The organism is Streptomyces sp. G-G2 (assembly GCF_030063135.1).
Taxonomy (GTDB): Bacteria; Actinomycetota; Actinomycetes; order Streptomycetales; family Streptomycetaceae; genus Streptomyces.
On sequence record NZ_JASISO010000043.1, the window covers coordinates 38,919 to 62,477 of the forward strand.

General features: G+C 75.2%; 15 protein-coding genes and 1 pseudogene. 3 read left to right on the top strand and 13 right to left on the bottom strand.

Annotated features, from left to right (window positions below):
- Positions 1-54: 54 nt before the first annotated feature.
- The 3 genes from rfbD to QMF80_RS28755 are packed head-to-tail and all read right to left on the bottom strand — an operon-like array spanning position 55 to position 2,995.
- Positions 55-936 (bottom strand): dTDP-4-dehydrorhamnose reductase, encoded by an 882-nt coding sequence (gene rfbD, locus QMF80_RS28745; protein WP_283458480.1) that lies wholly within the window; start codon positions 934-936, stop codon positions 55-57.
- Positions 933-1,931: a dTDP-glucose 4,6-dehydratase gene (gene rfbB / locus QMF80_RS28750; RefSeq protein WP_283458481.1), complete on the bottom strand. Its 999-nt coding sequence runs from the start codon at positions 1,929-1,931 to the stop codon at positions 933-935. The genes rfbD and rfbB overlap by 4 nt, the downstream gene beginning before the upstream one ends.
- Positions 1,928-2,995: a glucose-1-phosphate thymidylyltransferase gene (locus QMF80_RS28755; RefSeq protein WP_283458483.1), complete on the bottom strand. Its 1,068-nt coding sequence runs from the start codon at positions 2,993-2,995 to the stop codon at positions 1,928-1,930. Before QMF80_RS28755 ends, rfbB begins: the two co-directional genes overlap by 4 nt.
- A gap of 167 nt (positions 2,996-3,162) precedes the next feature.
- Between QMF80_RS28755 and QMF80_RS28760 the strand changes: the two genes are divergently transcribed.
- Positions 3,163-3,582, top strand: a complete 420-nt coding sequence (locus QMF80_RS28760) for an ester cyclase (protein ID WP_283458484.1) — start codon at positions 3,163-3,165, stop codon at positions 3,580-3,582.
- 256 nt (positions 3,583-3,838) lie between these two features.
- Here QMF80_RS28760 and QMF80_RS38425 read toward each other — a convergent pair.
- The 6 genes and pseudogenes from QMF80_RS38425 to QMF80_RS28790 all read right to left on the bottom strand — a co-directional run.
- Positions 3,839-4,552, bottom strand: a pseudogene (locus QMF80_RS38425) (Gfo/Idh/MocA family protein); the annotation flags it as partial.
- Entirely contained in the window at positions 4,549-5,949 is a 1,401-nt protein-coding gene (locus QMF80_RS28770; RefSeq protein WP_283458486.1) for an NDP-hexose 2,3-dehydratase family protein, read from the bottom strand. The gene QMF80_RS28770 and the pseudogene QMF80_RS38425, both read right to left, overlap by 4 nt.
- A gap of 142 nt (positions 5,950-6,091) precedes the next feature.
- Positions 6,092-8,023 (bottom strand): thiol reductant ABC exporter subunit CydC, encoded by a 1,932-nt coding sequence (gene cydC / locus QMF80_RS28775; protein WP_283458488.1) that lies wholly within the window; start codon positions 8,021-8,023, stop codon positions 6,092-6,094.
- On the bottom strand, positions 8,020-9,786 hold the full coding sequence (gene cydD / locus QMF80_RS28780) for a thiol reductant ABC exporter subunit CydD (RefSeq protein ID WP_283458490.1): 1,767 nt from the start codon (positions 9,784-9,786) through the stop codon (positions 8,020-8,022). Before cydD ends, cydC begins: the two co-directional genes overlap by 4 nt.
- A 93-nt stretch (positions 9,787-9,879) precedes the next feature.
- Entirely contained in the window at positions 9,880-10,920 is a 1,041-nt protein-coding gene (locus tag QMF80_RS28785) for a cytochrome d ubiquinol oxidase subunit II (RefSeq protein ID WP_283458492.1), read from the bottom strand.
- Entirely contained in the window at positions 10,917-12,773 is a 1,857-nt protein-coding gene (locus QMF80_RS28790) for a cytochrome ubiquinol oxidase subunit I (RefSeq protein WP_283458494.1), read from the bottom strand. The genes QMF80_RS28785 and QMF80_RS28790 overlap by 4 nt, the downstream gene beginning before the upstream one ends.
- 81 nt (positions 12,774-12,854) lie before the next feature.
- Here QMF80_RS28790 and QMF80_RS28795 point away from each other — a divergent pair, with 81 nt between their 5' ends.
- Positions 12,855-14,027, top strand: a complete 1,173-nt coding sequence (locus QMF80_RS28795) for a glycosyltransferase (RefSeq protein WP_283458495.1) — start codon at positions 12,855-12,857, stop codon at positions 14,025-14,027.
- A 232-nt stretch (positions 14,028-14,259) separates the two neighbouring features.
- Here the strand turns inward: QMF80_RS28795 and QMF80_RS28800 are convergent, their stop codons facing one another.
- Positions 14,260-15,909: a condensation domain-containing protein gene (locus QMF80_RS28800; RefSeq protein ID WP_283458496.1), complete on the bottom strand. Its 1,650-nt coding sequence runs from the start codon at positions 15,907-15,909 to the stop codon at positions 14,260-14,262.
- Positions 15,910-16,093: 184 nt separating this feature from the next.
- Here QMF80_RS28800 and QMF80_RS28805 point away from each other — a divergent pair, with 184 nt between their 5' ends.
- Complete coding sequence (locus QMF80_RS28805; RefSeq protein WP_283458497.1) at positions 16,094-16,699, top strand: TetR/AcrR family transcriptional regulator; 606 nt, start codon at positions 16,094-16,096, stop codon at positions 16,697-16,699.
- A 36-nt stretch (positions 16,700-16,735) separates the two neighbouring features.
- Here the strand turns inward: QMF80_RS28805 and QMF80_RS28810 are convergent, their stop codons facing one another.
- The 3 genes from QMF80_RS28810 to QMF80_RS28820 all read right to left on the bottom strand — a co-directional run bounded on the left by QMF80_RS28810 (position 16,736) and on the right by QMF80_RS28820 (position 23,421).
- Complete coding sequence (locus QMF80_RS28810; protein WP_283458498.1) at positions 16,736-17,212, bottom strand: DUF2871 domain-containing protein; 477 nt, start codon at positions 17,210-17,212, stop codon at positions 16,736-16,738.
- A gap of 49 nt (positions 17,213-17,261) precedes the next feature.
- Positions 17,262-17,702 (bottom strand): hypothetical protein, encoded by a 441-nt coding sequence (locus QMF80_RS28815; RefSeq protein ID WP_283458499.1) that lies wholly within the window; start codon positions 17,700-17,702, stop codon positions 17,262-17,264.
- Positions 17,703-17,790: 88 nt separating this feature from the next.
- Complete coding sequence (locus QMF80_RS28820) at positions 17,791-23,421, bottom strand: non-ribosomal peptide synthetase (protein ID WP_283458500.1); 5,631 nt, start codon at positions 23,419-23,421, stop codon at positions 17,791-17,793.
- Between the last annotated feature and the right edge of the window lie 138 nt (positions 23,422-23,559).

Consider the following 23,559-nt stretch of genomic DNA (forward strand, 5'->3'; position numbering starts at 1 on the left):
GAACCCTCCCCCGGCCGCCGCTCCCGTCGTACGTCCGCCGCGGCCCAGGACGCCCTACGTGGGGGTCAGCACCCGGGCGCCGGTCAGGGCGGGCATCGCCGCGGCCAGCGCCTCGCGCCAGTCCCGGATCACCTCGATGCCGGCCGCCTCCCAGCGCCCGCGCTCCAGCACGCTGTACGCCGGGCGCCGCGCGCCCGGCGCGGGGCCGACGAGGGGCCGGACCCGTCCGGGATCCGCGCCCAGCAGCCGGAACACCTCGCGCGCCAGCTCCAGGCGCGTGCAGTCGCCGCCGCTGGTGGCGTGGTAGATCCCCGGGGCCGCGCCGAGCCGGGCCGCCCGGCCGAGCGCCACGAGGCGGTCGGCGACGTCCACGGTCCAGGTGGGCTGACCCCGCTGGTCCTCGACGACGTCGACGAACTCCCGCTCCCGCTCCAGCCTGATCATCGCGGCGACGAAGTTGTCGCCGCCCTCGCCGTACAGCCAGGCCGTCCGCACCACGTACCCGGTCCACGGCAGCAGCCGCAGCACGGCCCGCTCGCCCTCCAGTTTGGTGCGCCCGTAGGCGGTGCGCGGCGCGGGCGGCGCGTCCTCCGGGTACGGCACGCGGGCCTCGCCGGAGAACACGTAGTCCGTGGACACGTGTAACAGCAGCGCCCCGAACTCCCCGCAGGCGCTGGCCAGATGGAGCGGCGCCGCGCCGTTGACGTGCCGGGCCCGCGACTCGTCGGTCTCGGCGCCGTCCACGTCCGTGTAGGCCGCCGCGTTGACCACGACCACCGGGCGGTGCGCGGCGACCGCCGAACGCACCGCCCGCCGGTCGCGCACGTCGAGTTCCGCGCGGCCCAGGCACACGGCGGGCTGGCCCGCCGACTCCAGGGCCGCCCGCAGGTCCCGGGCCAGCAGCCCGTCCGCGCCGGTGACCAGCCAGCGGCTCACAGGGCGGCCTTCCGCTTCAGCGGCTCCCACCACGCCCGGTTGTCGCGGTACCACGCGAAGGTCTCCGCGAGGCCCTGCGCGAAGTCCTTGCGGGGCCGGTAGCCCAGCTCGGTGGAGATCTTCGCGCAGTCCACCGAGTAGCGCAGGTCGTGGCCGAGCCGGTCGGCGACGTGCTCCACCCGGTCCCAGCCCGCGCCCGCCAGGTCCAGCAGCAGGGTGGTCAGCTCCTTGTTGCTCAGCTCGGTGCCACCGCCGATGTTGTACACCTCGCCCGCGCGGCCGCCCGTACGCACCAGCTCCAGGCCCTGCACGTGGTCGTCGATGTGCAGCCAGTCGCGGACGTTGAGGCCCTCGCCGTAGAGCGGTACGCGCTGCCCGTCCAGGAGGTTGGTGACGAACAGCGGGATGACCTTCTCGGGGAAGTGGTGGTGCCCGTAGTTGTTCGAGCAGCGGGTCACCCGCACGTCCAGGCCGTGCGTGCGGTGGTAGGACAGCGCCACCAGGTCGGAGGAGGCCTTCGAGGCGGCGTACGGCGAGTTCGGCTTCAGCGGATCGGTCTCCGGCCACGACCCCTCGGCGACCGACCCGTACACCTCGTCCGTGGACACGTGCAGGAAGGGCACGGGCCCGCCGGGGCGGCGCAGGGCGGCGTCCAGCAGGGTCTGCGTACCGAGCACGTTGGTGGTGATGAACTCGGCCGCGCCGAGGATCGAGCGGTCCACGTGCGACTCGGCGGCGAAGTGCACCACCTGGTCGTGCGCGGCCACCAGCTCGGCGACGAGGGCGACGTCGCAGATGTCACCCTTGACGAACCCGAAGCCGGGGTGCTCGCGCACCGGGTCGAGGTTGGCGGGGTTGCCCGCGTAGGTGAGCTTGTCGAGCACGGTGACCGCCACGTCCCCCGGGCCCTGGGGGCCCAGGAGCGTACGGACGTAGTGCGAACCGATGAACCCCGCCCCGCCGGTGACGAGGATGCGTGTGACGTCAGTGGTCATGAGGAGATCTGCACCTTGCTGTGGTCGCCGAGGATGAGACGGTGGGCCGCGGGCACCCGGGGGGCGGGGGTCACCTCGACGTTGCGTCCGATGATCGAGGCTTCCACACGGCTGGCGCCGCGTACGGAGGAGCCGTCCAGGATGATGGAGAACTCGATCTCGCTGTCGGTGATCGTGCAGTCGCGGGAGATCGACGTGAACGGCCCGATGTACGAACCGGTGATCACGCTGCCCGCGCCGATCACGGCGGGGCCGACGATGCGCGACTCCGTGACCTGGGCTCCCTCGTCGATCTGCACCCGTCCGATGATCTCGCTCGCGGCGTCGACCAGCCCCTCGATGCGCGGCTCGGCGCGCTCCAGGACGGACCGGTTGACCTCCAGCATGTCGTTGACGTTCCCGGTGTCCTTCCAGTAACCGGAGATCGTCGTGGACCGTACGTCGAAGTCCGCGTCGATCAGCCACTGCAGGGCGTGGGTGATCTCCAGCTCGCCGCGCCAGGAGGGCTTGATGGCGCGTACGGCCTCGTGGACGGCGGGGGTGAAGAGGTAGACGCCGACGAGCGCGAGGTCGCTCTTGGGGACCTCGGGCTTCTCCTCCAGGCCCACCACCCGGCCGTCGGGGCCCAGCTCGGCCACGCCGAAGGACTTCGGGTCGGAGACCTGGGTGAGCAGGATCTGCGCGGTGGGACGGTCGGCGCGGAAGGAGTCGACGAGATCGGAGATCCCGCCGACGATGAAGTTGTCGCCGAGGTACATGACGAAGTCGTCGTCGGCGAGGAACTCGCGGGCGATCACGACGGCGTGGGCGAGGCCCAGCGGCGCGGTCTGCGGGATGTAGGTGACCTCGATGCCGAACTTGGAGCCGTCGCCGACGGCTTCGCGGATCTCGTCGGCGGTGTCCCCGACGACGATCCCGACCTCGGTGATGCCCGCGTCCGCGATCGCTTCCAGGCCGTAGAAGAGCACCGGCTTGTTCGCCACGGGCACGAGCTGCTTGGCGGATGTGTGGGTGAGGGGGCGCAGGCGGGTTCCGGCCCCGCCGGAGAGTACGAGAGCCTTCATGGCACCCGAGGCTAGAACCAGTCACTCGAGCCGGGGTGGGGGTTCGCCTTGAGCGGGGTCGCGGGGGGCCCGCCCACAGGGTTTCTCCAGGGCGGCTCCAGCGCGGATGCGGATCGTCGGTGTGCAGCGATCGGCGACGCGAGCCGTACAGAGAGGCAGACACACCCATGTCGGAGAACCACCGGGATCTCGTCCAGCGCTTCGTGGACATGATCAACAGCCACGACGTGAGCACGATGGCGGAGCACACCGCCGCGGACCACATCGACCACAACCCGATCGTCGCGGACGGCATCGAGGCCAACACGGCCTTCTTCCAGCAGATCTTCGACGCCTTCCCGGACGTCAAGGTCGTCGCCCACGACCTGATCGTCGACGGCGACCGCGTGGCGGGCCGCTTCGAGTACTCGGGCACCCACCAGGGCCCCTTCTTCGGCATACCGGCCACGGGCCGCACGCTGAGCTTCCAGTCGATCGACATCTGGCGCGTGGAGAACGGCCTCCTGGCCGAACACTGGGACCAGCTGGACGTGGCGGGCATGTTCCACCAGCTGGGCGCGGACTTCTACGCCCTCCAGGGGCAGTAGCGGACCCGGCGGATGCGGGACGGCCCGCCGCGGTGGTGGCGATCGTGTCCATCAGGCGGGCGTGCGTGAGGATCGATTCCGCGTGCGGGGTGAAGTCCCGCGCGTCGAGGATCGCCTCCGCGAAGGTGCCCGCGATGTTCGTGAAGTGGTGGTCCGGGGACAGGGGGATCTCCCGGGCGCCGTCCGCGCGTTCCACGCGCAGCAGCGGGGTGAAGTCGTCCGGGGTGCTGAAGGCGCGTTCCAGGCGGAGGCGGCCCTCGCTGCCCCACAGGCCGTAGCCGCTCAGGTACGCGTGCTCCACGCCGTACGTGAGGTGGGCGGCCGCGCCGGAGGGGGCGACCAGCAGGGCGCTGCCCGCGGGCTCGGGGCCGTACGGGCTGGCCGGGCGGACCTGCGCGCCCGCCACCCGCAGGTCCGGGCCCAGGAAGAGCTGCGCCGCGCGCACCGGGTACGCCGCCACCTCCGGCAGGGTGCTCGCGCGGGCCCCGCCCGGGCGCAGCGGGATGCCGAACTCCGAGGTGAAGAGCTGCACCTCGCCGATCAGACCGTCCGCCACCAGCTGCCGCACCCGCGCGTGCTGCGAGTGGTGCAGGAACATGAAGGACTCCATGAGGAGGAGGCCGCGGTCCCGGGCCGCGGCCACCGCCTTCTCGGCGTCCGGGAGGCTGGTCGCGAACGGCTTCTCGCACAGCACGTGCTTGCCCGCCGCCAGCGCCCGCAGGGTCCACTCGACGTGCATCTCGGGCGGCAGCGGGATGTACACCGCGTCCACGTCGGAGCGTTCGAGGACCTTCTCGTAGCCCGCCAGCGGGGTGCCGCCGAACTTCGCCGTGAACTGCGCGGCCTTCCCGAGGGTGCGGCTGGCGATCGCGGTGATCTCGACGAGCGGCTGGCGCAGCATCGAGGGGAGCATGCGGCGGTCCGCGATGTCGGCGCAGCCCAGGACGCCGACGCGGACGCGCGCGCTCACAGGGCGTACGCCCCGCCCAGCGCCCAGGCCGCCCGCAGGCTGGTCAGGAGCGTACGGGCCTCGATGTTCAGGTAGTTGCTGTGCTTGAGGAGCCCGGCCAGCTGGCCCGCCGTCACCCACAGGAAGTCCTCCGGTACGTCGATGGGGAACTCGTCCCCGACCTCCACCAGCACGTAGCGGTTGCCCGCGTGGTGGAAGCGGCCGCCCTCCTCGGACTGCACCGTGTCGTACAGCAGCCGGGACTTCGGCGCGGCGAGCACCATGTCCAGGTAGCGCGGCTGCCGCTCCACCGGCAGGGTCAGCGCCCGGCCCGGCTGGCACTGCACGGTCGGGCCCAGCTCGGCCACGTCCAGGACGCCCGCCTCCGAGCGGGCCTGCGCCAGCAGGTGCGGGACCCCGCCGATCCGGCGGACCACGAAGCCGGCGAGCCCCTGCTCGGCGGGGGCGAGCAGCGGCTGCGTCCAGCGCGTGACCTCGCGGTTGGCGGCGGCGACGGAGGCCGCGATGACGGTGAAGTGGTGGCCGCTCTCGTGCCCGATCTCGTAGTCGGTGCGCCGCCAGCCCTTCACGGCGGTCAGCGGGACGGTGCTCTGCACCAGCTCCCGGGTGGCCTTGATCTCGGTGAGCCGGGACAGGATGTGCTCCGTCGAGTGCAGGGCGGGGCCCTCGTCGGCGAAGGTGGGGATCAGGGACAGCACGGTGCGCGCGTCCATGTTGATCACATTGGACTCGTAGAGCAGCTGGTGTATCTGGCCGAGGGTCAGCCAGATGAAGTCCTCGTGCTCGGGCACGTCGCCCAGCGCCTCGACCACCATGTTCCGGTTCCGCTTGCGCAGGAACCACGAACCCTGCTCGGACTGGAGGGAGTCGAACAGCACCCGCGAGCCGACCCGGGGCGGCTTGAAGTAGTCGATGTAGTGCACGGGCGCGCCCTTGTGCACACCGGTGTAGTTGCTGCGGGTCGCCTGCACGGTGGGGGAGAGCTGCACCGTGTCGAGGTTGCCGGGTTCCATTTTCGCCTGCATCAGGCAGTGCAGGACCCCGTTGAACTCCTTGACGACGATCCCCAGGATGCCGACTTCCGGCTGGTTGATGATCGGCTGCGACCAGGAGGCGGCGTGCCCGTTCCAGTCGGCGCGGACCTGGAGGCCCTCGACGGAGAAGAACCGGCCGCTGTCGTGCACGAGGTTGCCCGTGGAGTCGGCGAAGCGCCAGCCGACGAGTTCGGAGAAGGGGATGCGCTGGACGTCGTAGCGGTTCGTGCGCCGCTGCTCGGCGAACCAGTCGTGGAAGACCGGGTTGGGCGTCACCGAGCTGTCGAGGGCCTGGGCCGACAGGGTGAACCGCCGCCCGAGGCTCGTGACGACGCCCGGGGGCACTGCCTGGGTGATGGTCATCGGTGGGCTCCTTTGCCTTGTCCCGCACGCCCAGGGGCGGCCGGTCGCACCACGACGATGGGGGAGGACGATCGGCTGTGGCTGGAGAGGGCCTTGAGGTGGGTCGTACGGTGGCTCAAGTGGCGGTGGTGGCGCGGACGGTTCATCGGGGGGCGCCCGCGAAGTCGTCGTACGCGGCCTGCTCCCGGCGGGTCTCGCGGGCGGTCTCGCGGGCGTCCCGGACGGCCTCGGCGTCCTCGGCGGCCCGCTCCGCGCGGTGGCGCTCGCGGTAGTGGCCCGGCGCGGCGAGGAGTTCGGCGTGGGTGCCGCGCTGGATCACCCGGCCCTCGTCGAGGACGACGACCTCGTCCACCGCGTCCAGGCCGATCGTGCGGTGGCTGATCAGGAGCACGGCCTGGTCGGGGCGGCCGTCCAGGGCCGCCGCGAGGACCGCGTCGGCGTCCCGGGGGGCCAGGGACTCGGTGGGCTCGTCGAGGACCAGTACGGCCGGATCCGCCAGGAGGGCGGCGGCCAGGCCGAGTCGGCGCCGCTCGCCGCCGGAGAACGCGGCCGCGTCCTCGGCGACCTCCGCGTCGAGGCCGCCGGGCAGGGTACGCACCCAGTCCGCGGCCCCGGCCCGGGCGAGGGCGGCCCAGAGCCGGGCCTCGTCCGCGCCGGGGCGGGCCAGCAGCAGGTGCTCGCGGACGGTCCCGGCGAAGACGTGGTGGTACTGGGTCAGCCCGGCGGCCAGCCGTGGGCGCAGCGCGCCCTCGGGCAGGTCGGCGAGGGGTACGCCGTCCAGCGCGACCCGGCCCGCGGTGGGCTCCAGCAGCCCCCGGGCCAGCCCGGCGACGGTGCTCTTGCCGGAGCCGCTGGGCCCGACCAGCGCCACCTTGCGGCCGGGGGCGAGCACGAGCCCGAACCCCTCCAGGACGGGGCGCCCGCCCCCGGGATGCGTGACGCCGACGTCGGTGAACTCCAGCCCGGCGGGCCCTGCGGCGGCCCCTGCGGCGGGCCCCTGCGCCGGCGCAGGGAGGGAGGGGGAGGAGGGGGAGGAGGGCAGGCGGTGGAGGTCGCGCAGGCGGCCCAGGGAGGAGGTGAGGCGGGTCAGGTGCTCGGAGGCCGTGCGGACGGGGGTGGCGAGGTCGAGGGTGGCCAGGGCGGTGAGGGTCAGCACCGCCGCGGTCACCGGGCCGGTGCCGCGCACGGCGAGGACCGCCACCGCGGTCGTGGTGAGGAGCTGGACCAGTACCGCCGCCGCGGTGAAGGCGCCCGCGGCCCGGGCCCGGACGCGCTCGTGGCGGGCCACCGCCCGGGAGGCGGCGTGCTCGCGCTCGCGCACCCAGCCACTCGCTCCGCACAGGGCGAGGTCCTCCGCCCCCTCGACCACGTCCACGGTCCGCGCGGCCAGTTCTGCGCGGGCCGCCGACAGCCGGGCCGCGCCGCGCCGCCCGGCGACCGCGGCCAGGGCGGGCAGCGCCACGCAGGCCAGCAGCAGACCCGCGCCCAGCGCCCACCCGGCGGTGGGCAGCGTCAGCGCGGCCCACACCGTGACCCCGCCGCCGACCAGCAGCGCGGTCAGCAACGGCAGTGCCACCCGCAGCAGGGCGTCCTGGACGGCGTCGACGTCGGCCACGAGCCGGTTGAGCAGCTCGCCGCGGCTGAACGCCCGCAGCCCGTACGGAGCGTGCGGGGCCAGCAGCGTGAGCAGCCGCCCCCGCACCCGCTCCATGACGCGCAGTGTCGCGTCGTGCCCCCAGAGCCGCTCGGCGTACCGCAGCGCGCCCCGGCCCAGCGCGAACGCGCGCACCGCGACCACGGCGACCATCAGGGCGCCGAGCGGCGGCTGCTGGGAGGCCCGGCAGATCAGCCAGGCCGCGCTCGCGGTCAGCGCGATGGCGCAGGCCTCCCCGAGCGCGGCCGCCACCGCGGCGCCGACCAGCCGCCCGAGGTCGGCCCGGGTGAGCGCGGAGGCCGTGAGCGAGGAGGCCACGGGGGAGGAGGCCGTGAGCGAGGAGGCCACGGGGGAGGAGGCCGTGGGCGAGGACGCCCGGCCCCTGACGGAGTCCCTGCGGGAAGCCACGGGGGAGCTCATGGGCGGATCTCCTCGGAGACGGGTGCGGAGCGAAGCCGGTGGGGCCGGCCGCCGGGCGCGCCGCGAGGCGGGCCCCCGTCCTGGGCCTCGTACGGGTCCGACGGCGCGGCGGCGGTCGGGAGGTGCAGGGTCGTGTCCGTGTGTTCCACCACCGCCGGGCGGTGGGTGGCCACCAGGAGCGTGGCGTGGCCCGCCACCGCCGACAGGGCGCGCAGGACGTGGTCCTCCGTGCCGCCGTCCAGGCGGGCCGTCGGCTCGTCCAGCAGCAGCAGCGAGGGCCGTCGCAGCAGGGCGCGGGCCAGCGCGAGGCGTTGGCGCTCCCCGCCGGAGAGGCCCGCGCCGCCCTCGCCGACGCGGGTGGCCGGGCCGTCCGGCAGGCGGCGTACGAACTCCGCGGCGCCCGCCGCCTCCAGTGCGTGCCACACCTCGTCCGTGCCCGCGTCCGGCCGGCCCAGCCGGACGTTGTCCGCGACCGACAGCGCGAACAGGTGCGGCTGCTGCGGCACCATCGCGATCCGGTCCGCCCACGCCGACCGGTGCGCGGCCGCCGTCACCGAGACGCCGCCCACCCGCAGGTCCCCGGCCAGCGGCGGCAGCAGCCCGGCGACCGTCCGCAGCAGGGTGGTCTTGCCGGCGCCGCTGGGCCCCGTCACCGCGTAGCTGCGCCCGGGTTCGAAGCGCCAGGACAGCTCCACCAGGGCGGGCGCGCCCGGCACGTGACCGGCCGTCAGCCGGTCCAGTACGAGCGGGAAGCGGGCCGGGTCCGGCAGCACCGGGCGTACGCCGTCCCGTTGGAGCGCCCGCACGGCCGGCGCGGGCGCGCCCCCGTCGAGGAGGGCGCGGACCCGGGCCAGGACCGTACGGCCCTCCTGGGCCGCGTGGAAGCGCCCGGCCAGCAGCCGCAGCGGCCGGTACGCCTCCGGGGCCAGCAGCAGTACGGCCAGCCCCGTCGACAGCGGCATCGAACCGTCCAGCAGCCGGAAGCCCACCGGGACCGCGATCACCGCGACCGACAGGCTGGTCAGGGTGTCCATGACGAAGGTGGACAGGAAGGCCACGCGCAGGGTCCGCACCGTGGCCCGCCGGTGTTCGGCGGCCCGTTCGCGCACGCTCTCGGCGGCCCGGCCCTCCTGCCCGAACACCCGGAGGGTGGCGAGGCCGCCGAGCGCCTGGAGGAAGTACCCGCCGAGCCGCAGCAGTACCGCCCACTGGGCCTCCGTACGGGCCTTGGTGTGCATCCCGACCAGCGCCAGCAGCAGCGGCACCAGCGGCAGGGTGACCAGGACGATCAGGCCGGACACCCAGTCGGCCGCCCAGAGGGTGGCGGTGACGGCGAGCGGCAGGACGAGCACCTGCGGGAGCAGCGCGAGCGAGCCCGCGATGTGGTCGTCGAGGGCGTCCATGCCCCGGCCGAGCAGCGCGACGACCGAGGCGGGCCGCGGGCCCCCGCCGCGGACGCCCGCTGCGGTGACGGCCGCGGTGAGTTCGGCCCGCAGTTCCTCCTTGTAGCGGGCGGCGGCCGCGCCCGCCGAGGCGCGGTCCCACCAGGCGTGCGCGGCCCGCCCGGCGATCACGGCCGCGAGCAGCGGCGCGGGTACGGCGTGCAGCGCGGCCCCCGGCCCCCGCTCGACGGCGGCCGCGAGCACGGCGGCGAGGCACACGCACTGCACGAGGGTCAGGACGGCTTCCGCCACCGCGCCGAGCGCGCGCCGGACCAGGAACCGCCGGAGCAGTGGCGAACTCCGTACGAGGGCGAGGTCCATGGGTCGCTGTCCTGACTCTCGGGGAACCGCGGGTGTCCCAGGTGGTCCGTGTCTCGGGCCGTCTCGGGCCGTCGCAGGCCGCCTAGGGCCGTCTCAGGAGAAGGCGGGTGCGTCGAGGACCTCGGGCGCCGGGGCGGCGGTCCGCGCCGGGGCCCACAGGACCAGCCACATGTAGACCTGCGCCGCGATCACGATCAGCAGCACCGGCCCGGACGTCCAGATGACCGCCGCCAACGCCGTCTGGTCGGTGGCCAGTTGGTCGGTGGTCGGAGCGGGTACGCCCGCGACGGTGGAGGTCAGCAGGGCCGGGTACTTGCCCGCGAAGACCGACCCGGCCGCCGTGACCACGGCGGCCGTACTGGCCCAGGGCGCGAGCCGGGCCCGCCCGCCGCCGACCAGCGCCCGGGTGAGCAGGAGCGAGGCGAGGGCGAGTACGACGGCCAGCGCGGCCAGTACCGGATGGCGCAGCGCCGCTCCGTCGAAGGTCCCGCCGATCCAGCCGACGACGGCGGTCAGGGCGAGCAGCACGGCCGCCGCGGTCGCCGAGGCGGCGGCCAGCGCGGCCCCGCGCCGGGCCGGTTCCCCGGTCAGCCGGGCGGCCACGAAGGCGCTGCCGTGCGCGGCGAGCAGCGCGACCATGGTCAGGCCGCCCAGCAGGGTGAACGCGTCCAGGGCCGCCACGCCCCGCACGTGACCGTCCGAGCCGAGGCGGACCCCGGCGGCGGTGACGGCGAGGAAGCAGCCCCAGCCGAAGGCGGCGGCGGCGCCGGCCGCACAGATCAGCAGGTCGAAGCCGCGGCGTACGCGGGCGCCGGGGTGGCGGCCGCGGAGCTGGATGCCCGCGTTGAGCGCGAGTGCCCCGGCGAAGGCGATGAGGGCATAGGGGTACGCGCCGTCGACCAGCGCGCCGCGCAGGCCGGGCAGGGTCCCGGCGAGGGCGCCGACGGAGACCAGGAGCCAGGCCTCGTTGCCGAGCAGCAGCGGCCCGACCGCCCCGAGCACGGCCCGCCGCCCGGGGGCGTCGGAACCGGTCCGGGGGAGGGTGAGCCCGACGCCGTAGTCGATCCCGGCGAGGACGAGGTAGCCGGTGAACAGGGCGATGAACGCCACGAGGGCGACGGTCGGGTAGCTCATGACGGGTGCGCTCCTTCCCGGGAGGACCGGGCCGCGGGCTGCTTCGTACGGGGGTCCGCGCGGGGGTCGCGGGGCGCGGCCAGGGTGCTGCCGAGCGAGGCCGCAGCGGGTGCGGTGGTGGAGGGGGCGCCGGTGCCGGTTCCGAACCCGAACCCGGTGTCGGTGTCGGTGCCGGCTCCCGGGTCGGCCCCGGTGACCGGTCCGCGCATGGCGGCCCGGACCAGCAGCCACCAGTCCAGGGTGAGCAGGCCGATGACGAGGACGAAGAGGACGAGGAGGGAGGCGGTGAGCCTGCCGGTGCCGAGACCGGGGGTCATGGCCTGGCGGGTGGTCAGGATGCCGGTGATGACGAACGGCTGGCGACCGACCTCGCGGACGACCCAGCCGCAGAGGTTGGCGATGAAGGGCAGCGCCATCGCGAACGGCAGCAGCCGCTGGAGCACCGCGGACCGCATGACGGGGTCGTTTGACCCCCGCCGGGGGCCCTGGCCGGGCGGGGCGCTGGTCGGGCCGTGGCCGGGACCCCGGGTCCACTGGCCGGGCCGGCCCTGGGCCTCGGTCCACCGGCCGGGCCGGGTCTGGCCCGTGGGGGCCGGCTGTCCGGGCCACGGGCCCTGGCCCTGGCCCTGGCCCTGGCCCGGCGCCGCGGGTTGCGGCTGGTGCCCCTGGCCGGGGTGGCCCGGCTGGGGGTGGAGGCCCTCGCCCGGGGCCCATGGCCCCGGGTGCACACGACGGCCCTGGGCGCGGGCCGGATGCCCGGACCGCGGCCGCGGCTGGGCCTGCGGCCACTGGCCGGACTGGCCGGACTGGCCGGACTGGCCGGACTGGCCGGGTTGAGCCTGGGCCCACGGCCCGGACTGGCCGGGCTGCGGCTGCGGCTGCGCCCACTGGCCCGGGTGGGGCGGGCGGGCGGGGGTGCTCGGGTCGCGGAGGGAGATCAGGGCCCAGATGCCCAGGATCAGCAGCACCCCGCCGATCACCATCATCAGGGTGAGGGCGCTCAGTACCGCCCCGGACGCCGGCGCCTCCAGCGGGCCGAACCGCTTCGCCAGCTCCTGGAGCTGCCGCGTCACCTCGGCCTGGTCGCCGTCCAGCACCGCGCCCTTGAGCGGCTGGTCCTTCTTCGTGTTGCCGAGCTGGACCATCCCGCTGAGGACGACCAGCGCGGCGCCCCAGGTCCCGGAGTGCGCCCCCGTCTTCGCGGAGTGGCGCACGAACGCCCGGTCCGCCCGCCCGCGCCGGTGCAGCAGCAGGCTGATGCCGAGCACGAAGAAGCCACCGACCGCGAGCGCGCCGCCGGTGATGTGGAAGATGGCGATCCAGGAGTTGGCGTTCGAGAACAGCGCGCCGAAGCTGGTGAGTTCGAGGTGCCCGTCGCGCAGCGTGTAGGCGACCGGGTTCTGCATGAACCCGTTGGCCAGCAGCGCCCACACCGCCGAGGTGTAGGCGGCGGCGGCCACGATCCAGATGCAGGCGAGGTGGACGTACTTCGGCAGCCGGTCGAAGCCGAAGATCCACAGCGCGAGGAAGGTCGACTCGGCGAAGAAGGAGACCACCGTCTCCACGGCGAGCGGCGCCCCGAAGACGCTGGCCGCCGTGGACTCCAGCCCGGTCCAGTTGGCGCTGAGCTGGAACTCCATGGCCAGGCCCGTGGCGATGCCCACCGCGTAGTTGATGACGTAGAGGGTGCCCCAGTAGGTGGTCATCCGCTTGAACGCGGGATCCCCCGTGCGCACCCAGCGGGTGTGGGTGACGGCGACGAGGGCGACGAGCCCGAGGGTGAGCGCCACGAGGAGGTAGTGGGTGGCGACGGTGAGACCGAACTGAAGGCGCGCCAGGTCCTGGGGGGCCATTCCGGTCACCTCGATTCTTCTGTTGCTAGAATTTCTAGCAACACTAGACAATCGTGGTCGGCGCCCCTAGGGTTGGGCCTCATGAGAATCCTCTTTGCCAGCGTGGGCAACTTCGGGCACATATTTCCCTTGCTTCCCTTGGCGAGGGCGGCGCGAGCAGCCGGCCACGAGGTCGCGTTCGCAACGGGTGAGCAGTTCCACCAGACCCTCAGCGAGGCTGGTTTCGAGCCGGTGACGGCAGGCCGGTCCGTGCCCGAGGCATTCATCGAAGCAGCGGGCGGTCGAGCCTTCCTCGAGGCCCACGGCGGCGAGGTCGGCGCCCAGGACGTACCGCCGGAGGTTCTCGCGAACCTGCACATCAAGGTGTTCGGCTCGGTGCTGCCGCGCTGGGTCGCCGCCGACCTCGCACCGGTCCTCGAGCGCCTGCGCCCCGACCTCGTCGTCCACGAAGTGCTCAACCCGGGCGCCGGGTTCGCCGCCCGGCTGGCGGGCGTACCGGCCCTCGCGCACGGCGTCGGCCTGCTCTCGCAGGACCACGAGGCCGAGCGGCTCCAGCAGGAGATCCTCGCCACCGCCGCCGACCTCGGCGTCACCGTGCCCGCCGGGCAGGCCCTGACCCTCGGCAACACCTACATCGACATCTGCCCGCCCTCCCTCCAGGACCGGGCCTTCATCGAGTCCGGCCAGGCGCGCATCGAGCAGCGGCCCGTCGCCTTCGTCGAGCCGGGCGAACTGCCCGCGGGCCTCGGCGAGTCGGGCAAGCCCTTCATCTACCTCACCCTCGGCACCGCGCTCGGCAGCGCCGAGAACCTGCGCACCGTCATCGACGGCCTCGCGCCCCTCGGCGTACCGGTCCTGGTCGCCACCGGCTTCCGGGTGCAGATCTCCGACCTCGGCGAGCTGCCGGAGCACGTGATCGCCGCGCCGTGGCTGCCGCAGTCCGCGGTCCTCGCGCACGCCGCGCTCGTCGTCCAGCACGGCGGCAGCGGGACCACCCTGGCCACCCTCGAAGCGGGCCTGCCGCAGCTGATCGTGCCGCAGGGCGCCGACGGTCCCGCCAACGGCGTGGCCGTACGCGACGCGGGCGCGGGCGAGGTCGTCTTCGAGCTCACCGCCGCGGCGGTGACCGAGAACGCCCGCAAGATCCTGGACGACCCGGCCTACCGCGAGGCGGCCCGCAAGATCGCCGCCGAGATCGCCGCGATGCCCGACCCGGCCGAACTGGCGGCACGGCTCACCGAGTTCGCTGCCTGACCGGTCCGACCGCACGGTCGTACGGTCGTACGCCGCCGGGGACGGACCCCGGCGGCCGTACACCGCCCCCGCACTCCCGGGCGCCGGCCCCCCTCCGGCGGCCCGGGGCCCGTGCCCGTCGTACCGGTGCGGCCGGACCCGGCCCGCCGGCACGACGGGCCCCCAGACATCCGGTGCGCGCGTTCCATTCCCCCGTGCCGCGCGCGCACCGGAGATGCTCGTGAGGACCAGCTCAGGCGGAGACGGCCACGGAGGCCGGGACCCGCGGCAGTGCGGCCCCCGCCGACGGCGCGGTGGCCGCGAGCAGGTCCTCCACCGGATCCGTCTCGGCCGCCTCCGTCAGCGCCACCAGCGCGGCCCGCAGCTCGCGCGCCAGCTCCACGGCCCGCTCGCGGTCCAGCACGGAGGAGGCGAAGTCCAGCGCCAGCAGCGCGTCCCCGCCCCCGCCCCAGCGCAGCACCGTCAGCGCCGCGTCCGCCGTGGCCCCGCCCAGGTGCCCGTGGTGGAACCGGGCGCTCAGCGGGCCCGCCGTGGTGCGTTCGGGCAGCAGCCCGTCGTGGTCCGCGAAGGTCACCTGGGCCAGGGGCGGCCGGGACCGGTCCCCGCGCACCCCCAGTTCGCGTGCGAGGGACTCCGTATCGAGGGCGGAGCAGGCGAGGGCCTCGCCGAACGCGCAGGCGATCCCGCGCAGGAAGTAGTCCACGCCGCCCTCCAGCTCGCAGCACACCGGTACGGTCGCCGAGCCCGGCGCGACCGTGCGCAGCCGCGCGGCCGCCCCGTCGCCCGCGCCGTGCCGGGGCAGTTCGGCGCCCACCAGCAGCCACTCGTGCCCGGACCGCCGCCCCACGGCGAGCGCCCAGGCCGCGAGCAGCACCAGCGAATGCGGTACGCCCGCCCGCGCGGCCGTCGCACCGACCGCGTCCCGCAGCTCCGGATCCACCGCGAGCGTCAGCCGCTCGCCCCGGAAATCGAAGACGGCGGGCCGCCGTCCGGGTCCGGCCAGGTCCACGACGGCCGGGAACTCCCGCAGCCGCTCCACGCGTTCGGCGAGCAGGTCCGCCCGTACGGCGGGCGGGTCGGACGGGTCCAGTGGCACCGGCGCCCGGACGGCGGGCTGCCGCCGGGCCGCCGCGCGGGCGTAGTCCCCGAGCAGCTCCCGCCAGACCAGCGCCGCAGACCAGGCGTCCGCCACCGCGTCGTGGCACAGGAACGACAGCAGGTGCCGGTCCGCCGCGAGCCGGGTCAGGGCGAAGACGAGCGGCGGCCGGTCGGGATGCCCGATCAGCCGCTCCACCTCGGCCGCGAGCCGCGCGTGCACGGCGTCCACGACCTCCTCCGGCGCGCCCGCGGGCGGTTCCGGCAGGGTGATCAGGGGGAGCGCGTACCCGTCGAGCACCCGTCGTACGGGCCCCCGGGCCGAGGACGGGAACGCCGTCCGCAGCCCTTCGTGCCGCGCGCCCACCGCGCCGAGCGCGGTGCGCAGCGCGCCGAGGTCGAGCGGTCCGCGGAGTTCGGCGCTCAGCACCCGGTGCACCGCGCCGGGGCCGACGTAGGGCTGAGCGGTGAGCGGCGCCCACTGTCCCGGCAGGAGCGGGAGTTCGGACGTGGGCACGGACCCGGGTCCGGGCGCGGGAGCGGGCGCGGACGGCACGGCCCGGGCCAGTACGTCCGCCAGCGGCGCGGCGCCCAGCAGTTGGGCCGCGTCGAGCGAGAGCCCGAGCAGTTCGTCGGCGCGGGCCTGGAGCCGCATGGCCTCACCGAGGCCACCGCCCAGGGCGAGGAAGGGCGAACCCGTGGCCCCGGCCGGCAGCGTGCGCCGGTCGTGGCGCAGGACGTCCGCGGCGAGGTCGAGCAGCTCCTCCAGGGGAGTCGGGGTCTGCATGGGGTGGCCCTCTCTGTGGGCGGACTTACCCCGATGCTGCCGACCATGCCTCGAAGGCCGCTAGACGATGAGGTCACAGCGGTGCGCGCGGCCCCGACGGGCGCCCTGGAACCGGTCTGCTGTCAAAGGCAGGAACGCTATCACTGATCGCTGGATTTTCGCCGAAAGTGCTACCGTTGGGGCCATGACTCCCCGAGAGCGACGCCTTCGTGAGCAGGGCCAGCGCCGCCAGTTGATCCTCAGCTCGGCCCGCGAGATGGCCGAGGCCGAAGGCTGGGACTTCGTCACCACCCGGCGCCTCGCGGAGCGCATCGAGTACAGCCAGCCGGTGCTCTACCAGCACTTCAAGAACAAGGACGCGATCGTGCACGCGGTGGCCCTGGAGGGCTTCGGTGAACTCGCGGGCGCCCTGCACGCGGCCCGCGCGCGCCACGCCGACGGGGACCCGCTGGAGGCGCTGGACGCGGTCGCGCGGGCCTACCTCGCCTTCGCCGCCAAGGGGCCGGTCCTCTACCAGGCGATGCTCACCCTGGACCCGGGGGTCGCGGCCGCGCCCGAGGACGGGCACGTGGCCCCGCGGCCGGTGCTCGACGCGCTCGCGGAGATCCGCCTGGCCGTGGAGCCGGTGGCGGACGGCCGCGATCCGGAGCTGCTGACCGAGGTCCTGTGGAGCACCTGGCACGGCCTGGCCACCCTCACCTGGGGACGGCGGCTGCGCCCGGACCTGACGGAGGAGCGCCTCGCCGCCCTGACCGGGATCCTCACCGGCCCGGCGGCCCGCCTCGGCTGAGGGACGTACGCGGGCCCCGGCCGGAAGGGGACGGCGTCAGCCGACCTCGGCGCGCTCGGCTTCCCCGTCGGGGCTGCCCGCGGTCGCGGCCTGAGCGGCCTGCGCGTCCACATGTGCCTTCACGCGCTTGCCCAGCAGCGTGAACAGCAGGATCAGACCGACCGTCAGGATGATGTGCCCCAGGCCGCCGACCAGAGAGAACAGTTCCGGTACCTTGTGCCCGAGCACGGTCTGGGTGCCCCGGTAGGTCATGCTCGCGCAGGTGATGGCGATACCGGCGTTGTAGAACCAGAAGAAATAGTCGTAGTGCTTCGTCCCCGACAGCGAGAACACCTTGTCGAGACCGAGGACGATCAGCAGGCCCAGCATGCCGAGCGCCAGCAGGTGGGTGTGGACCACCGCGAGCTGGGTGTCACCCGTGAAGTCGTAGGCCTTGGTGAGTTCCCGGTAGTACAGGCCGGAGATCACTCCGACGATCATGTAGACGTGTGCCGCATGGAACGTCTTCCGCATGCCTGTGCCCCGCTCCCCTGATGATCACATCGCTCCCCGACGGGATCATTCAAGCACTCGGCGCAAGCCTCTTCGCGGGATTGCCCAGATCGCTCAAGTCCCTTTCCAGCGGGGCTCGACCGTCTCTCCACCAGGGCCGCGGCGCCGCCGCCGCGACCGGGGCGAGCTGACCGGGAGCCCGCTCCGGCAGGTCCACCAGCGCGCCGAACCAGCGCGCCAGCTCCGCCGACTCCGTGTCCCCGCCGCAGACCGACCTCGGGCGCGGCAGCCCCTTGGTGCCCTTGACCCAGCGCAGGTACCGGGCGGCCTCGTCCATCGGCGAGGCCGCGGAGTCCAGGGTGAAGGTCGCCACCCCCGCGGTGCGCCGTACGTACGCCCGGCTCAGCGGCATCGAGTCGGTGCGCAGCAGGATGACCTCGGGCCCGCCGCGCGCCAGGAGGCTCTCGGCGAAGGCGGTGCGGGGGCTTTCGGCGAGCAGGATCGCGTTCATCAAAATCTCCTCGGGTCGCGGTCTTGTCGGTCGTGGTCTCGCGGGGGTGGGTCAGGAGGGCGGGGGCAGCACCCGCCCGGGCCGGTCGTCAGCCCGAGCCCGGGTCGGCCAGTCCGTTGGAGTCGCTCAGGCCGCCCCGCTCGCCGATGCCGAAGGCGGGTTCGCCCAGGTGCTCCAGGCACAGCTCGTACACGTCCTCCGCGTGGGTCTGGTGCCAGCCCTGCGGTACGGGAGCACCCGCGGGCCACAGCGCGCGGTGCCCCGCGGTGTCCCCGAGGACGACGAAGGTCGCGAACTCGTCGGCGAACGGGTCGTCGGCCCACGGGTGGTCGAGGATGTGCAGGCTCCCGTCGGCCTCGACCCGGGCCGCGTGCCCGGTCCGCCACATCCGCCGGGCGGTGGACCCCCGCGGCGCGCCGCCCAGCGGGTCGGGCAGGAAGCTCGCGCCGCTCCCGCCCGGCAGACCCGCGTACCCCTGGGCCACGCCCACCCCGGCGACGTACAGCGAACCGGTGCTGCCGGTGGCCACCGGACGCAGCCGCGCGTCCAGCACGTACGCCCGGTAGCCGGGCGCGGGCCGGGTCCGCCCGTCCGCGCCCTGCTCGATGAGCAGCCGCCCCTCGGCCCACCCGGCGCTGAAGGTCAGCGCCGTGCCCTCGGCCCGGGCCAGCGCGACGAGCGAGTCGTCGGCGGCGCCCAGGACGGCCGAGGCGCCGTGCTCGCGCAGCCAGCCCAGCACCTCGTACGGGGTGCCCAGGTGCGCGAGCTCCGGGTCCGGGACGTTGACCCGGGCCCCGGAGACGAAGGCCCCCAGCAGCCCGAGCGCCGCGTCCGCGTCCGGGTAACCGGTCACCAGCCAGGCGGCGTCGGCGCCCGACCCGTGGCCCAGGCTCGCGGCGGCCGACGGCTGTGTGCCGATGGCGACGGTCGCGTGCGCGGTGCTCGCCAGCACCACCGGGGCGTCGGGGTCCAGCGGGCTGGTCCGGTCCGCCGAGCGCACCGGCCACTTCCCGTCGGCGGGCAGCAGGTCCGCGGCCGGGTCCCGGACCAGCCGGGCCGCCCGCGGCACCGCCGGGAGCAGCCGGTCCGCGGCCTCGTCGAGCAGCAGCACCACCGGCCACACCGCGCCGGGCAGGCCGCGTACCGGGTCCACCGGCAGACAGGCGGCCCCCGTCTTGGCGATGGCGAGCACCGCCACCGCGAACCCGGTGGGCGAGGCGATCGCGGTGACCACCGTGGTGCCCGGGCCCGCCTGATGGGCGATCAGGGCGTGGGCCAGCAGGTCGGAACGGGCGTCGAGCTCGGCGTAGTCCATCCCCGGGGCGCCGGACATGCCGATCGCCCCGGGGAACCCGGTCACCCCGTCCAGGCCGGTCGGGCCGGTCAGCCCCGCGAGCCCGGCCGGCCCCGTCAGCGGCGCCGGCCCGGTGAGGTCCGTCAGCCCCGGTGTGCCTCCCGTCGCCGCGCCCGACAGGGCCGGAGCCCCGGGCGTACGGGCCACCTGGGCCGCGAACAGCGAGGCCACGCTGCGCACCGGCAGCTCCAGGTGCTGGCCGAACCAGAGCCCGAGCGTCTCCGCCGACACCTCGCCCGGCAGCAGCCGCAGCCCGCTCAGCGCGCTGTGCGGCGCCTCCGCGGCCGCCTCCAGCAGCGAGACCAACTGCCCGGTCAGGTAGCCGGCGGCGGTCTCCCCGATCGCGTCGTGCTGGAAGGAGGCGCTCAGACCCAGCCCGGCGGGCGCCCCGGCCGGGGTGTGCTGCTCGGTCAGGGTAAGCCCCAACGCCGCTTGCCGGTGCGGCAGTTGCGGGTTCTCGGGGGAGACGGTCAGCCCGGCCCCCTCGAACTCACCGCCCGTCTCCTGGAGCAGGCTGAGCGCGACCCCGCCCGGCAGGGCCAGCGCCGCGTCCCCCTGCCGGTAGGCCGCGAGGTCGGCCGTACGGACCCGGTCCAGGAGTTCGGTGAAGGCCGGGTCCCCCGAGGTGTCCACCGACAGGGCCAGCACCCGTCCGTACGGGCCCACAGCGCCCCGCAGCGCCGCGCTGTCCCGGGCGGGCACCGGCGCGGCCAGCGTCACCGGGGACCGCGCGCCCAGCCGGGTCAGCAGCGCCGCGAGCCCGGCGTGCACCACCATGAACAGGGTGGCCCCCTGCTCGGCCGCCAGCCGGGCCAGCTGCTCGTGCAGCGCCGGGGCCAGCTCGCTCACCAGGCTGCCGAGGCTGGAGTCCGCCCGGTCGGGGCCGCTGCCCGGCGCCGAGGTGGGCGCCAGGTCCCCGTACATCGCCCGGGGCGCCCCCCGCGGCGCAGGCGTCGGCCAGCGCGGGGCGTCCCCGGTGGCGCGGGCCCCGTAGGCCAGGGCCAGTTCGGCGGCCAGCGGGGTGTGCGACCACAGGTCGACCGACTCGCCCGGCAGGGTCAGCTCCAGCACGTGGTCATCGGCGGCCAGGGCGCGCAGCCGGGTGCCCGCCGAGCCCAGACGGCTGTTGCGCAGCGCCTCGTGCCGGCCGCCCAGGTCCCGCAGCGCCTCCTCCAGCGCCCGTACGCTCAGCGCCCCGCGCAGCCGCAGCGGGAGCACCGCGCTCTCGGCCGTGCTCCCGCCGGGCCCGGTGGCGCTGGCCGGGCTGTCCCCCACCAGCTCCGCGAACAGCGCCGGGGTCGGGGCGTCGTACAGGGCCCGCGGCCCCGGGTCGACGCCGAGCGCCTGCCGGGCCCGGGCCAGCAGCCGGGCCGCGCCCAGCGAGTGCCCGCCGAGGGCGAAGAAGTCGCAGTCCGCGCTGACCGCCCGCCGGGGCAGGCCCAGCACCTCGGCGAACAGGTCGCGGACGATCTCCTGCACCGGGGTCCCCGGCTGGGTGCCGGGCCGCTCCCCGCTGAACTCCGGTACCGGCAGCGCCGCCCGGTCCAGCTTGCCGCTGGGGGTCAGCGGCAGCGCGTCCAGGACCACCAGCGCGGACGGGACCATGTAGTGCGGCAGCCGCTCCTGGAGGTGGGCGCGCAGCACCACCTCGACGTCGACGCCGTGGTCGAAGGCGGTGGGCGTGTTGGCCCCGCTGTCCGGCACCGCGGTCGCGGGGCCCGCGTACACCGAGTCCAGCGGCCCGTACGGGATCCGCTCCGGGTCGACCAGCACCAGGTCCAGGGCCTCGGCGCGCTCCGCCGACCAGGTCGGCAGGGCCCGGTAGCCCAGGCTCTCGGCGGCCGCGCACAGCTCCTCCGGGTCCGGCGCGGGACCCTGCTCCGCGAGCCGGTCCAGGGCCCGGGCGAGGGTGCCCGCACCCTGCGCGCCCTCCTCCAGGGTGCGCAGGGCGGCGTCCTCGCCGTAGAGCCGGGCGTTGGGGATCCCGGTCAGGCGCAGGGCCGCCGGGCGGTGGGCCGTCAGGTACGCGCGCAGCCCGGCGGTCGCGCCCACCTCGCCTCCCCACGGCAGGGCGGGGGCCCCGGCGAGGTCGGCGACGGGCTCGGCGGTGCTGAGGACGACGTCGTAGCGGTAGCGGCTCAGCTCGTTGTGGTCGGCGCCGCGCTTGGCCCGTACGTCGACCGAGCGGATCGCGGGGAACTCCCGGGCCAGCGCCTTGAACAGGCCCGGATCCAGAAGCAGTTCGGTCTCCACCGCCACCCGTTGACCGATCGCGCGCAGGACGGCGGCGGCCTCGGCGCCGGGGTCGGCGGCGCGCCGGGCCAGTTCGACGCCCGTCTGCATCCGGCGGGCCAGGCCCAGGTGGCGCACGTCGCCGAGCAGGAGCGAACCGCCGGGGGCCAGCAGGGGCAGCACGCGGCCGACGAGGGTGCGCAGCCGGTCCACCCCGGGCAGGTACTGGACGACCGAGTTGATGACGACGGTGTCGAAGTGCCCGGTCGGCAGTCCGGCCGTGTCCTCGGCCTCGCGGCAGCTCAGGCGGACCTTGCCGCGCAGCCGGCCGTCCGCGCGGGTCTGGGTGCAGAGGGAGTCGATGACGGCGGGGGAGAAGTCGGTGGCCCAGTACTCCTCGCACTGCGCGGAGCGGGCCAGGGGGGCCATCAGCAGTCCGGTGCCGACGCCGATCTCCAGGATCCGGCGGTTCGGCGTGGCGGCGGTGGTGGTGGCGGGGGTGGTGGCGGCGGTGCGGGCGCCGGGGGCGGGGGTCCGGGGGGCGGCGATCTCGCCGATCCGCTCCAGGGTGGCCGCGCGCCAGGCCCGCATCTGGGTCAGCGGCAGCGGCAGGGCGTCGTAACTGCTGTCCCAGCCGGCGAAGTTCTCCCCGAGGCCGCCGGACCGGGCGTCCTGGTGGAGGGTCTGGAAGATCTCCCGCCAGGCGGTTACCTGCTCGGCCGGAGCGGCGGGGGGCGGCGCGAGCGGGGCGGGCACCACGTGCGCCACCAGCCGCCGCTCGCCGTCCCCGCCCTCGTGCACCGACACGACCGACTCGCAGACGGCCGGGTGCGCGCCGAGCACCGCCTCGATCTCGCCCAGCTCGATCCGGTGGCCGCGCAGGGTGACCTGCTTGTCGACCCGGCCGAGGACCTCCAGCGCGCCGTCCTCCCGCAGCCGTACGAGGTCCCCCGTGTGGTAGAGCGTTCCGCCGCCCGTGGTGAACCGGTCCTCGACGAAGCGCTCCGCCGTCAGCCTGCCCTGGGGGCCGGGGTCGCCCTGCGTGAGGTAGCCGGTGGCCAGGCCCGGGCCGCCCAGGAGCAGTTCGCCGGAGCCGCCCGGGGCCACCCGGGTCCCGTCGCGGCCCACGACCACGGCGACCGTGGCCCCCAGCGGCCGCCCGATCGGGATGGTGCGCGCGTCCTCGGCCGGTTCGCCGACCTCGTGCCAGGTGGCGAAGGTGGTGGCCTCGGTGGGCCCGTACATGTGCAGCAGCCGGTTGGGCGGCCCGGCCCGGAACACCTCGCGCACCCGGCGCGGGTCACAGGGCTCGCCGCCGAACAGCAGCGCGCGCAGCGGGGCGAAGGCGGCCGGGCGCTCGCGGGCGATCCGGTGGAAGAGGGGGGTGGTCAGGAAGGCCACCGTCACGCCCTGGTCGCGGATCGCGTGCTCGAAGCGGGCCGGGTCGGTGACGGTGTCCCGGGCGAGCCCGGCGAGGCGGGCCCCGGCGGCGAGGGTCGACCAGATCTCGAAAGTGACCGCGTCGAAAGCGGGGCTGGCGGCCTGGGCCACCACGTCCTCGGGGCCCAGGTGCAGGAAGTCGCCGGAGGCGACGAGGTCGAGGACGGCGCGGTGCGGGACCACGACACCCTTGGGGGCGCCGCTGGTACCGGAGGTGTAGCAGACGTACGCGGCGTCCTCCGGACCCGCGACCGGGGCGGTCAGCGCGGTGAGCGCGGAGGGCCGCTCGGAGATCGAGGTGGCGTCGGTGTCCACGGCGACGACCACCGCGCCCAGGTCCGCGTAGTCGGCGGCGAAGGCCCCCTCGGTGACGACGGCGCGGGCCGTGCTGTCCCGGACGATCAGCCGCCGCCGCTCGCCGGGGTGCGCCGGGTCGACGGGTACGTACGCCGCGCCCGCCCGCACGATGGCGAGGAAGGCGGTCACCAGGTCCGGCCCGGGCCGCAGCGCCGTCACCACGCGGTCGCCGGGACGTACGCCGTGCGCGCCGAGGTGGGCGGCGAGGCGGTTGGCGGCGAGGCTCAACTCGCGGTAGGAGAGCGAGACTTCGTCGCCACCACCGGCGGGGTGGGTGACGGCGGTCGCCTCGGGCCGCGCGAGTACGTGCTGTTCGATGAGGCCGGAGAGTGACATCAAGGCTATGCAGCTCCTTCGGCAGCGGCGGCCGGGCGGGGATCGGGGGATCTGGGGGCCTGGCAGGCTTGGCAAAACCTTGCCTAGATCGTGGCAACTCAATCCTGAGCCGCTGTCCAAGAACGCATGAGGACTGGT

Coding starts and splice junctions, on each gene's coding strand:
- rfbB (WP_283458481.1), bottom strand. CDS start 1,931: ATGACCACTGACGTCACACGCATCCTCGTCACCGGCGGGGCGGGGTTC.
- QMF80_RS28755 (WP_283458483.1), bottom strand. CDS start 2,995: ATGAAGGCTCTCGTACTCTCCGGCGGGGCCGGAACCCGCCTGCGCCCC.
- QMF80_RS28760 (WP_283458484.1), top strand. CDS start 3,163: ATGTCGGAGAACCACCGGGATCTCGTCCAGCGCTTCGTGGACATGATC.
- QMF80_RS28770 (WP_283458486.1), bottom strand. CDS start 5,949: ATGACCATCACCCAGGCAGTGCCCCCGGGCGTCGTCACGAGCCTCGGG.
- cydC (WP_283458488.1), bottom strand. CDS start 8,023: ATGAGCTCCCCCGTGGCTTCCCGCAGGGACTCCGTCAGGGGCCGGGCG.
- cydD (WP_283458490.1), bottom strand. CDS start 9,786: ATGGACCTCGCCCTCGTACGGAGTTCGCCACTGCTCCGGCGGTTCCTG.
- QMF80_RS28785 (WP_283458492.1), bottom strand. CDS start 10,920: ATGAGCTACCCGACCGTCGCCCTCGTGGCGTTCATCGCCCTGTTCACC.
- QMF80_RS28790 (WP_283458494.1), bottom strand. CDS start 12,773: ATGGCCCCCCAGGACCTGGCGCGCCTTCAGTTCGGTCTCACCGTCGCC.
- QMF80_RS28795 (WP_283458495.1), top strand. CDS start 12,855: ATGAGAATCCTCTTTGCCAGCGTGGGCAACTTCGGGCACATATTTCCC.
- QMF80_RS28800 (WP_283458496.1), bottom strand. CDS start 15,909: ATGCAGACCCCGACTCCCCTGGAGGAGCTGCTCGACCTCGCCGCGGAC.
- QMF80_RS28805 (WP_283458497.1), top strand. CDS start 16,094: ATGACTCCCCGAGAGCGACGCCTTCGTGAGCAGGGCCAGCGCCGCCAG.
- QMF80_RS28810 (WP_283458498.1), bottom strand. CDS start 17,212: ATGCGGAAGACGTTCCATGCGGCACACGTCTACATGATCGTCGGAGTG.
- QMF80_RS28815 (WP_283458499.1), bottom strand. CDS start 17,702: ATGAACGCGATCCTGCTCGCCGAAAGCCCCCGCACCGCCTTCGCCGAG.
- QMF80_RS28820 (WP_283458500.1), bottom strand. CDS start 23,421: ATGTCACTCTCCGGCCTCATCGAACAGCACGTACTCGCGCGGCCCGAG.